This is a genomic window from Nitrospiraceae bacterium (assembly GCA_035623075.1).
In the GTDB taxonomy this organism is placed as follows: Bacteria; Nitrospirota; Nitrospiria; order Nitrospirales; family Nitrospiraceae; genus DASPUC01.
The window spans coordinates 143,971-154,981 of sequence record DASPUC010000003.1; the positions used below are offsets into that span (position 1 = coordinate 143,971).

General features: G+C 53.3%; 10 protein-coding genes. 7 read left to right on the forward strand and 3 right to left on the reverse strand.

From position 1 onward, the window contains the following. The first annotated feature begins 578 nt into the window (after positions 1-578). The 6 genes from VEI50_00825 (at position 579) to VEI50_00850 (ending at position 6,537) form a co-directional block, all read left to right on the forward strand. Positions 579-1,211: a hypothetical protein gene (locus VEI50_00825; GenBank protein ID HXX73654.1), complete on the forward strand. Its 633-nt coding sequence runs from the start codon at positions 579-581 to the stop codon at positions 1,209-1,211. Between the two features lie 163 nt (positions 1,212-1,374). Further along, entirely contained in the window at positions 1,375-1,857 is a 483-nt protein-coding gene (locus VEI50_00830; protein HXX73655.1) for a hypothetical protein, read from the forward strand. A 225-nt stretch (positions 1,858-2,082) separates the two neighbouring features. Next, the gene (locus VEI50_00835) at positions 2,083-2,412 is read left to right on the forward strand and encodes a hypothetical protein (GenBank protein HXX73656.1); all 330 of its coding nucleotides are present in this window, start codon (positions 2,083-2,085) and stop codon (positions 2,410-2,412) included. A 474-nt stretch (positions 2,413-2,886) separates the two neighbouring features. Next, a complete protein-coding gene (locus VEI50_00840; GenBank protein ID HXX73657.1) occupies positions 2,887-4,056 on the forward strand; it encodes a glutathionylspermidine synthase family protein in 1,170 nt (389 codons plus the stop codon). A 457-nt stretch (positions 4,057-4,513) separates the two neighbouring features. Beyond that, positions 4,514-4,849, forward strand: coding sequence for a hypothetical protein (locus VEI50_00845; protein HXX73658.1), 336 nt, complete (start codon positions 4,514-4,516; stop codon positions 4,847-4,849). A gap of 524 nt (positions 4,850-5,373) precedes the next feature. Further along, a complete protein-coding gene (locus VEI50_00850; GenBank protein ID HXX73659.1) occupies positions 5,374-6,537 on the forward strand; it encodes a glutathionylspermidine synthase family protein in 1,164 nt (387 codons plus the stop codon). Positions 6,538-6,832: 295 nt separating this feature from the next. Here the strand turns inward: VEI50_00850 and VEI50_00855 are convergent, their stop codons facing one another. The 3 genes from VEI50_00855 to VEI50_00865 all read right to left on the reverse strand — a co-directional run bounded on the left by VEI50_00855 (position 6,833) and on the right by VEI50_00865 (position 9,245). Next, on the reverse strand, positions 6,833-7,276 hold the full coding sequence (locus VEI50_00855) for a hypothetical protein (protein ID HXX73660.1): 444 nt from the start codon (positions 7,274-7,276) through the stop codon (positions 6,833-6,835). A 48-nt stretch (positions 7,277-7,324) separates the two neighbouring features. Then, positions 7,325-7,999 (reverse strand): hypothetical protein, encoded by a 675-nt coding sequence (locus VEI50_00860; GenBank protein HXX73661.1) that lies wholly within the window; start codon positions 7,997-7,999, stop codon positions 7,325-7,327. A gap of 343 nt (positions 8,000-8,342) precedes the next feature. Beyond that, positions 8,343-9,245: a hypothetical protein gene (locus tag VEI50_00865; GenBank protein HXX73662.1), complete on the reverse strand. Its 903-nt coding sequence runs from the start codon at positions 9,243-9,245 to the stop codon at positions 8,343-8,345. Between the two features lie 1,144 nt (positions 9,246-10,389). Here VEI50_00865 and VEI50_00870 point away from each other — a divergent pair. After that, the coding region (locus VEI50_00870; protein ID HXX73663.1) for a hypothetical protein at positions 10,390-11,011 on the forward strand (622 nt) is incomplete at its 3' end.

The following is an 11,011-nucleotide window of genomic DNA, read 5'->3' on the forward strand; positions in this document are numbered from 1 at the left end:
GCCTACAGCGCAGTCCTAGGAAAGAACAATGCGGTTGCTCTAGGGATCGGTGTTCTTGGTGCCTGGACTTCTTTTTGGTTCAATCGGTTGGAGAAGCGCACACGACAGCTTATCAAGGCAGCAGAGGATGCACTTGAACCATTGCAACAACGACTTTCTGAGTCATCCGGAATCCCAGGGTTGTCAATTCTCCGAGTTGTGGAAGCAAAAGCACCAGGCTGCTCTTCTTATGCTGTAGTAATCAGTGTCATTGAGACGACTTCGCTAATAGCATTCCTCTTAGCCGCCGTTTACGCCGGTTATCTTCATTGGAGTGACCAGTAGATCTCCATACCAGAGCCCCAAAGGATGTCCAAAACCTGTCCATTTTGGGGTTTCCAAAAACCCTCCTTGTTCGTCGTTTGTAAATCGGAGAGAATTCATAAGGTTCTATGTCGCCATTTGATGGTTCAAAAACAAATCTATCAGAACCCTAATTTGATCTTGACTTGATTCCGGCCCAATGCCTTAGTGAAACTCAACGCGCATCAGGAGGCACGACATTTCAAATCACTGAATATATGGAAAGAGAGATCAAAATGAGCGGGGTGAAAAGCTGCAATCTCGCGGTTGGGCTAATCATTACAGGCATAACCTTGACATGCATAACCTTGTCCGCCGGTGCGGGGTACTACTCCAAGCCCTTCGAACCAAACATGCCAGAAGGCCGAGAGGCATACAAACAAGCCCAAAAAGATATCTATCCAAAACAAGTGAGGGAAAAGCCGGAGCAATATTCGGATCAAACGATCGCCTGGGTTGGCATCGTAAAAGGTACAGAGCCAATTGTGGGCCGATCTGGGCCCGCCGTCTTAGTGCTTGTCGAACACCGATATTTTGATTGGATCGAGGACCATGGAGCCCAGCCGGAGGTCTTTTTCTTGTCGCCACGCGGTGAAGATGAATTCATGATCGTAACGAAGCCTGAGAAGCAACTTACTCCGGACGAGGCCGCGCAATTGATTTCAAAGGGTACGATGGTTGTTGCAGTGGGACAAATTGACGTTCGGTTCGCGAAAGACCAAACAAAACCCCTAGCACTGCTAACGCGGTATGTTCAATTCATTGATCATAAAATGTATCGCAGCGATGTCTTTGACTACGGAAGACGAGATGAAGCAATTAAAAAAGTAGAGAACGGAGAGTTCTGGAAACAGTATAGTAAGAAATAGCGTGAACCAATTAGTTACGTCTAGATTGCCTGAGATGGTTTCAATTCCAATCACTCATACACAAAGCAGACATTTGGGCATCGCGACCCTTCAGATGCTACTGCTCCTGGTTGTCGCCACTCTCCTTCTCTATACAGCTGGCTGCGCGGGACGAACAGTCCAGATGACTGGGATGTCACAAGGTTACGAGGTGGCCGATCCCTCTAGTCGGCTCGTTATGATTATTCCGATCACTGGTTTAGTGCCAGGGAAAACCGGTGTCGGCGGTGCCACGAACAATCCGAGGTATTTCGCCCTTGTTGGAGAACAGTCGCCAAAGCTCATTCTGTCTGGCTGGTTCGAGCCCGCTCAGCAATTTAAGGGAGTGCCAATTCTGTGGGAGGAGCAGCGGAAAGAATGGGCCAGAACGGGGCAACCGGAACCGCAAGACATTGTCTTCGGCAAAGTGGGACAATGGGACGTCATTTTGTATGATCTACGCCTTCCCCAGCTAGCTCTTCAAACCAATGCCCATATGCGAGCCCAATGGATTCAAGCAGGGACCTGGATCGACCTGCATTTGTCGCTGACATCCAGCCAATCGAGCCGAGATGCCCGAGCGCAGCTCGTGGAGAAGCTCAAAAGTATACAAGTGAGAGAGAATTGATGCTCGCCGGTGTGTCAGAATCAGTTGAATTTGACCACATTCAAGATCGTTGGATATCTGCTTGATTTATCAGTCATTGTGCTTCCCGATTCCAAAGCTGTTTTTGGACGCATTCCCCAGTGCAACTACTTGGTTTTTTTCACCTACCCTGTCCTTGACGTGGTCCCAGGCGGCGAGTAGCATTTAAACAGAAGCCCACATCAGGCTGTTTGCAGGGTGCTTTACATGATGAAGTGGCTACGTTGTCGATCGATCATTCGAGCCGAGGTGGTGCTTGTCGTCTGGCTCGCGGTGGGCGGTCTCGCCTGGGCTGACACGCTCGACCTTTCCGATGATCTTGTGTTGCCACTCGTTGGCATCCAGCTGGCCGTCGAACCAGATCCTCTCGATGATTTCAGGGAAATTCTGAATCCTGTCCTGTTGGACTCTGCTGCCGGAGGCCTTGTTCCAGAAACGCCCCTGAGCCCTCCGCGACACTTGCCGCCTTTCTCGGGGACGCTGCTCCATCTGTCCGCTCTTCCGCTCTACCAGGTCTTCTGCGTGTATCGCGTTTGATCTCTCCTCCATAACTGCCTGTCTCGTTACATAGCGCCAGGAAGTTACTCGACCATGGAGGAAGACCATGTCAATAAGACACCAAAAGAGATCCCGACAGATTTTCCTTGGGGCCGTCGCAGTCATGATAGCCACATCCGCCCCAGCTCTTTCCGACAGTCCTGCCCCATCCGGTTCCCCTGAGGTGTGGGAATGTCCGCAATCGGATGGAATGCCTCTATATACCAACTACGAGATGCCCGGGTGTCGAGCGATGGACCTGAAGCCGCTTCTCAGGTTTCCGTCACCACCCGATCGACCCAACCTACCCCAGCTGCAAGAAACCGTTGTCCCGCGCTTGGACGCAGGACCCCCTGAGGATGTGTTTCCTGAGAATTTCCTTGGCGGTGGGTTTGGGAGTTCGGGTATCGGCTTTGGATATGTGCATCGCGGCGGATTTGGGAGTTCGGCTTCGCGCTTCGGAGGGGCGTACTCATGAAGCGCGAACTGAGTGTGCCTCGTCAGGACTGGCCGACTTGTATCGCTGCCGCGGGGCTCACCTTTCATAGTGAGGAGGTCCCCTACTGGCGAGAAGATGTGTGTTACCGATTCAGCTCAGAAGAAATTGGTGAACTGGAGGAAGCGACTGCCGAACTCCATCAGATGTGTTTAGAAGTCGTGGAATACGTGATCACGCAGGACCGATATGATCTGCTGCACATTCCGCAGGTCTGCCGCCCTGCCATCCGTGCCTCATGGGAACAAGAGCGGCCGTCTCTCTACGGGCGCTTTGATCTACGCTATGACGGGGAAACCCCTCCCGTGCTGCTCGAATACAATGCGGATACCCCAACGAGTTTAATCGAGGCGAGTGTCGCGCAGTGGTATTGGGTAGAAAGTGTGTTCCAGGGGAGGGACCAATTCAATTCTCTGCACGAGAAATTGGTGGCTCGATGGTCTGTTATCCAGAATAAGCATACCGGCCCGATTCATCTCACCGGGATACCTGACAGCCTTGAAGATGCTCAGACTGTGGCCTATCTCCAAGACACCGCTCAGCAGGCCGGACTCGAAACTATTTCCATTCCCATCGGAGAAATCGGCTGGGATCGGGGTGCACAATGTTTTGTGGATCAAGCCAATCATCGGATCACCGCGCTCTTCAAACTCTACCCATGGGAATGGCTGGCCGCCGAACCATTTGGGCCTCTTATGTTACGGTCCCCTCTGTCGGTCCTCGAGCCGGCTTGGAAAATGATTCTCAGCAATAAGGGGTTGCTGCCCCTCCTCTGGGAGCTGTTTCCTGGCCATCCGTATTTAGTTCCCGCGTTCTTCACAGCGGAACCACTAGGCCAGACTTATGTGAAAAAACCATTACTCTCCAGAGAAGGAGCAAACATCGAAATTGTCACACCGAACCTGCTTACCACCATGCCAGGACCGTATGGTCGAGAGGGATGGGTGTACCAGGCCTTCATCCCGTTACCGGAATTTGAGGGGTGGCATCCAGTAATTGGGTCGTGGGTTGTGGGAGACGAGCCGGCTGGGATTGGGATTCGGGAGACTCAGGGGTTAATTACCAAGGACCAGTGTCGCTTCGTCCCACACTATTTTGATCCGGCTGCCTCAAGAACGCTCGACGATGCTGGTTCGGTCATCCACTAGGATGAAGGGTCAGAGCACACGACAGCCCTAAAAGCAAAAAATACGACATGATTGTGCTCGTTTTGTGCTCAAGCCCACCTCACTCCAGCTCATTCCAGCCTACTCCAGCCAACGTTCGCATTTTGCACAAACCTTGGCTGGAATAGGCCTGAGTGAGCCTGAGTAGGCTGGAGGAGGGTCTGGGCTACGGTTTCCTAAACCGCGAGTCCTACAACGAAACTGACCCAAAACCCAAAAAGCAGGCCAAATCTTCAGGCATCGATCGGTCTACATTCGCAGGACGGGTCACGCTGTCCCTGACTCACCGTGAAGGGGGCACACCTACAGGGGATAGGTCAGGCCTGCCCTGGGTCTAGCGGTTTACGGTTTAGAGGGGGACACAGCCACGGCTGAATGAGGCTTGACTCACTACAGAAATGGTTATTAACTAACTTAGTTGCCCAGCAGGAAGGCTTTCATGTTGCAGTTCACACATCCCTCAAAAGCACGAGTGGCAGCCCTCATTGTCGTTTGGCTGTTTGTTGGAGGGGAAGCCTTCGCAGATTCCTTGGACCTCACCGACGATATCGGAATCCCAATCACTGATACCTTACAAGCCATCAACCCTGACAGTGTGGATGAGGTCAAGCAGGGGTTGGACCTTGTTCGATCCCTTTCGCACTGTCCCTCTACAGTAGGTGCGTTCGCCCAAGAAAACTTCCCGTTCTTGAGCAGTATTCTTCATGGCTCTTATCCTCAGAGCCCCTCTGCAGATATTCCACTCTACGAGTCTCTCTGCACCTATCGCTTGTGAGCTCCTTCCCACAGACCTACCGGCCGTAACGTCCTAGGTCTGTCGTTTTCCTCTTCACACATTTACCCGGGGATAGCAGGCGCTCTGTGTCTCAAAGCGTCTGTAGAACCTAGGGTTCTGGTCACGATCTGTGAAAAGGAGGGAGCCATGACGACCCTGACTCAAAAACGATCACAGAAGATCCCTCTGCTGCTACTAGGCCTCGCGACTCTCACCTCCTCAGGATGTCAGAGCGTTCGCCCTTACTCGACCCAAGAGGAATGTCAGGCCGAGTTAGACACCTCCTGCTACTTGGCGGCTGAACAGGAACTCAACTCAACTGGCGTCGAGAACCTGAAGTGGGTGTGGTACCCCCGGACAGGAGCGGGTCTCTTACAGACACCAACGCCTTCAGGTGGCGACCCGATATCACCGGCTCAAAACCAATCTTTGGCCGGAAAAGTGGTCACTGAGCTCTCGAACGCGATTCGTGTCCTGCGTGGCGGCTTTGGCAGTTCAGCTTCCCACTTTGGTGGAGGTTTCTCATGATGCGAGAACAATCTACGCCTCGCGCTGATTGGCCGAGACACCTTGCAGCTGCTGGAGTGACGTTTCATAGCCTCGAAGGACCCTACTGGCGGGAGGATGTCTGTTACCGTTTTTCAGAGCGAGAGATCGGGGAACTTGAACGAGCCACGATCGAGCTGCATCAGATGTGTCTCAGCATGGTTGAGGAGGTGATCACGCATGATCGATTTGACGACCTTCGGATACGCCCCGAATACCGACCGATCATTTGTGAATCCTGGAATCAGCATCACCCGCCTCTCTTTGGACGCTTCGACTTGCGGTATGACGGGGCGAGTCCGCCCGTGTTACTGGAATATAACGCCGACACGCCCTTCTGCCTGATCGAATCTAGCGTGGCCCAGTGGCACTGGCTCGAGATGACTCGACCGGGGAAAGACCAATTCAATTCGCTCCATGAACGATTAGTCGACCAGTGGAGACGTATTCACCACATTCACCGGGGACCTCTCCATCTGACGGGTCTTCCAGAAAGTGCCGAGGAGGCTCAGACGGTGGCGTATATCCAGGATACGGCCATGCAAGCTGGACTGGAAACAATCCCAATTCCCCTCAAAGGAATCGGGTGGGATCTCGTGCAAGGGCGTTTTGTCGACCAGTTCAACCATCCTATCACCATGCTGTTCAAACTCTATCCTTGGGAATGGCTTCTCGGAGAGCCCTTCGGATCTTTGCTGATCCAGTCATCTCTCATCATGATCGAACCTGCTTGGAAAATGGTGCTGAATAACAAGGGGATCCTGGCCTTACTGTGGGAACAATTTCCAGGGCACCCCAACCTCCTTCCCGCATTCTTTACGCCAGAGCCACTGGGGAATAGCTATGTGCGGAAGCCATTGTTTTCGAGAGAAGGAGCGAATGTGGAAATTATCAGCCCGACCCAGACCATCGGGACATCTGGTCCCTATGGAGAAGAAGGATGGCTCTATCAAGCCTACGCCCCACTGCCCGATTGTCACGGGTGGCGCCCCGTCATTGGTTCATGGGTGGTGGGAAGCGAGCCAGCAGGGATTGGAATTCGAGAGACTGAAGGTCTGATTACAGATGATACGTGTCGGTTTGTTCCGCACTACCTCAGCCATAATGACCTGTCTCCTGTGGGTGTACTAGGTGCACTATGAGTCGTGCGCAGGACCCGCGGTTTAGGAAACCGTGTTCCTGACCATACTCCAGCCTACTCAGGCTCACTCGGGCCTATTCCAGCCAAGGTTTGCGACAAATGCGAACGTTGGCTGGAGTAGGCTGGAATGGGCTGAAGTGAGGTAGAGTTGAGCACAATTCGAGCACAATTGCCTGGGGTGAACCCCTCTGTTGAGACACAGAAATGAGCACAATGGGCTCCTCGCAGCGGACAAGTTTCGCGACAATCACTAGTAAGCCGGTCGAACTGAGATGGAATGGGCTTGTGGCAGTGGGTCAAATCTCTTTGATCACACCAAGACGGCGCAGCACGAATAATCCAAGATGGCAGAGCCCCACATAGGGGTAGCCAACAAGAAGCCCTGCTTGGGCAAGAACCACCTCCACATGTTCACCCGAGAGCACCCTGAAGCTTTTTGTGCGGATGACCAAGAACACAAAGTAGCTCAGTACGAGGACCACCGCATAGATGAGCGGAAGCACGAAGGAAAGATTCCGGTACCAGGAAGCCTCGCGATTCCAGCCATACCAGAAGAGGGGGATGATCGTCAGCACATAGGGGATGCCCCCAATGAAGAGAGACATCACGACCAAACCAAAAATTGAAGGGAAAGTACCAAGCCCTGTGAGCATGGCCACAAGTGCGGAAATGGCAATGACAAGCACGGGGGCAAGAAGGGGCAATCCGAGACAGAGTTTGTAATAACGGACCGGACTCATATCTGGCCTAGACCAGCGGCGTCTCCTCATCCACGGTGGTCATCGCCCCTATCGCACAGGATGTGAGAGACAGCTCCCGCACCCCGAAGCTCGTGGTCCGCCCGCCCCATCGTGATCATCGCCACTCAGCACGAGATCCAACGTGATCCACGAAGCTGAGCCGTGTTGCTCGTTGGCACACACCCAGGCGACGATTTTGTGATAACCAGGTGACCGCAGCAGATCGAAAAGCGAGAAGGTACCGCCTTCAGCTTTATTCGGTAACGCTGAGAGGTTGTATCGCCCCTCGCCCTCCTCTTTTGGGGGCAGCCCCTGGCCTTTGAAGAAGCCAGTCCTTGGGTCCGCGAAGGTGTCGAGGTTGCTGCCTTCTCCATCGAGCTCGAAGTGAACGTCGCATGAGAATTTAGGATCGTCGTTATAGGCTCGGACGTAGATCTGCGCGACCCCAATTGGAGCGGAGGGGGGCAGCTTGAACTCGACGACCGCCTTGTGATCATCGCGGTGCGCGATGACTTGATCGAGGAGCGGGAAGACCGTCCGCCCGGTCCTCCTGTCAGCTGGCACATTGAATGAGACGGGCGGTTCAGGCTGACCTTCATAGGACAACGTGATCGGCAGTTCATCAAGCCCTTGCACCCAGGTTTCGGCGAGCGCACCGAAACCCACGAGGGAAAGCAACGCTGTAATCCCAAGCTGCAACGACAGAGCGCGAATAATCCTCACACCACTTGTCGACTGCGGGTAAGAGAAGCTGAACAGGACACAACGAACATAGAGCATGTATCGGGTCAGGGCTTGCTCCTAACGTGGGTATCCGCTCAGACGTGTTAGCAATCCTAGAGAAGTATAGCAAACGACCTGGGTCGGTCTGTGTCGGTGCGACACTAAGAGAGTCCGTGTTGAAAAGTAGTACGCCAATTGATTTGTGAAGAAGTGCCGGATATGGCAACAGCAGGTGTGTCATAAACGTTTGTGGAAGGAACCACTATCCCCTGGATTCAGTTGAGGATTACTGAGTACGGTGGAAGGGTCAAAAACAACTGTTTTTGAATCCCTTGGTGAATATCTACGATTCGCCTCTCCCGCACACATCTACGACGGCGATCGACCATTCTTGAATCATCGGTTTAGGTGTATCCGCAACATAGTTGAATGCCACGAGACAGCCGTTCGGTGACACTGTTTCTCGCCCCACCATTCGACGCGTCGTGACGGTATGGACATTGTCGCCTTGCATCAACAATAGCCTTTCCGATCCCCTGAGGAAATAATTCACCAGCATCCCCGTCTTCGTGGGAGTGAAGTGGGCGCAAGTCCGATAACATTCATCCCATGGACCTCGAGGCAGTGGTTGAGGTTCTGTTTTCCCATTGGGGTAGAGCCACCACGCCTTGGACGACCACATAAAATAGGCCTCTTTGAAAGGGTAATATTCGACTTGTTGATTTAATAAGATCATGGCGTCCGTTGCTTTATAGCCCTGAATTTCCATGGGTTCCGATTCGCCCGTTTTATGGTAAAGAATCGGTTGGTCGGGGAGATAGCCTTGGATTTGAAACTCTAGGAATCCATGCTCGGGGTAGAGTTTAAGAATCCGGTAAGACGCATTTCTTGCCTGGCGATAGGTAACTTCTTCATCAAGATATCGGCATGCGACATTCCCTAGGCCCCTCCCTTTCCGTATGATCTGCTCTGTGAGTTCTTGGCTTTCTTGTTCTTCACCTAACTTCCCTGCCCACATCGTGAACGTTTTCCCGTCTCTGTTTTGCTTTCCATAGGCGATGTAGCCACGGCTATAGCAAAACATCGGATATGTCCGTTCGGCATAGGTTTGCGCCCGCCCTGTCCTTACATCGATAATATACAGAGAGAGTTGTTGTGCTGATCCATCCTTATCCACGGATTTGCTTCCAGCCCCCTCTCGTTTGAATCCCAGAAAAACAAGTTGATCGTTGTCGACCCAGTACACAGGATCAGGAAAGCTGTGTCGAAAATCTGAGAAATCCTTAGGGGTGACGACTGACGGACCGAGGTCGCAGGAAACGCTGGCTGAAGAAAGAACGAGCAGTAAGGGCAAAGGCAACTTGAAGATGAGGCGAAACAGAGCCCTTCCTCGAGTCGGAGAATAAGAAATCACCCCGTAAGCGTATCACGTGCCTGAACAGGTACCTAGGAAATGGAAATCTTTGAACTTGAGTGGTTGTAGGCTCAAACTTTCCAAAAACATTTGTTTTTGGAACAGGCTGAAGGATACGTCAAAGCCCTCGAATAATCGACTTCTCCGCCTCAACCGTGAGATAGGTTTTTGAACACTGCGCGTAGAACAACTACTCAGCGCAATGACGGAAGGCTGCTTTGACAGTTCAGTCTTATGTTCAAAGAGGGGAGCCGCCACTCCGCATGCGCACCAGGTAGGGGCTTCAGATAGATTGTCACCAGGTCGGCACCCAGGGTGGGATCTTCAGGGTTCCATGGCACCCTTCACCACCCCGAATCGCAGAGTGAGTTGTTGCGAATCTCCGCGACAGATGGACTATCTTGACCCTCTAGATCCGTTGAGGTACCTGTATCTCCAACATACTTACTGTGCTTTGTAAACCGCAGGCCGCTGGTTCGATTCCAGTCGCCGGCTCCATTACTCTCCACGGAATCTCAGTGAGTTGCGAATTGGTAGCGGCCTCAGGATTCCGTGGATAACCCCCTTCTGCTACCACCTTGCTACCATGAACCTCTGCCTCTACATAGTTGGGGGTGTGCTGAGCCAGCGGCCCAAACCGGGCTGCAGGAAGCAGTGAATTTCCAGCTCCCAGCGGCCTCGTTTCTGGGGAGGTCTCAGCGCTGTGACCCAAAACCCGAAAAAGAGACCAGAGGATACTTGAGGAGTGAACTGCGAACGAGTTGCGGGCACCCGCGAGGACCGTTGTCATCACTGTCTTGCACTCCCCGCCGAGACTTTGCTAGAGAACACCATTGGGCTATGCTGCCCGGCTCAGTCAATATGATGCGTCTTGCCCAGGTTCTCACCACCTCGTTCATCCAGGACCATCCCAGCGTCCTGTCTGCGATTCATCGGTTCCGCGGGGTGAGATCCATGCGGCGGAAGAGGCCCTGATATGCCTAGCAAACTGCCAGCCCGTGGCCGCACCGTGCCCATCACCGATCAACTCCTGGTGAAGGTCTTCCGCCAGGTCAAGCAGTTAGACCGCGCCTACCGACGCATCCATCGCCATCCGATCCTGCACGCCATCATTAGTGCGGGGCGATCGTGGGTGCTGTTCTTTTTTATCGGTATTCCCTTGATCGTCGGAGCCGTGTGGCTGGTGCGGGATCTTCAGACCAAGTATGTGCTGTTAACCGGTATGCCGGGCGGCTCAGCGGCCTCGCTCGGGGAGGACATTGTGCGCACCTTGAACCGGCCAAGCTATTGGGAGCAATTCTTCCACCTCAACCTGGTCCCAGACTTCACGGCGGTTGAATCTTGCGGATCCCTGGACAATCTCGTCGAACTGAATAAGGGGCATGTGCAACTGGCTATCGTCGAAGATGGCTTGCCGATCCAAGCTGAGCAGGCGCCATGCCCCTTCAGAAAGCAGTCTGAGGCCCAGACGGTCAAGAAGCCGGCCGAGCACGGCTCGCGGGTTCGGGCCATGTTGCCGCTCTATCTCTCGCCGCTGCACGTGCTCGCGAAGAAGAGACTGGCGATTAAGGACGTGCGGCAGCTATCGCTCCACAGCC

Bases quoted from the DNA above. Each gene is read 5' to 3' on its own strand.
- VEI50_00825 (HXX73654.1), top strand. From the start codon at position 579: ATGAGCGGGGTGAAAAGCTGCAATCTCGCGGTTGGGCTAATCATTACA.
- VEI50_00830 (HXX73655.1), top strand. From the start codon at position 1,375: ATGACTGGGATGTCACAAGGTTACGAGGTGGCCGATCCCTCTAGTCGG.
- VEI50_00835 (HXX73656.1), top strand. From the start codon at position 2,083: ATGATGAAGTGGCTACGTTGTCGATCGATCATTCGAGCCGAGGTGGTG.
- VEI50_00840 (HXX73657.1), top strand. From the start codon at position 2,887: ATGAAGCGCGAACTGAGTGTGCCTCGTCAGGACTGGCCGACTTGTATC.
- VEI50_00845 (HXX73658.1), top strand. From the start codon at position 4,514: ATGTTGCAGTTCACACATCCCTCAAAAGCACGAGTGGCAGCCCTCATT.
- VEI50_00850 (HXX73659.1), top strand. From the start codon at position 5,374: ATGATGCGAGAACAATCTACGCCTCGCGCTGATTGGCCGAGACACCTT.
- VEI50_00855 (HXX73660.1), bottom strand. From the start codon at position 7,276: ATGAGTCCGGTCCGTTATTACAAACTCTGTCTCGGATTGCCCCTTCTT.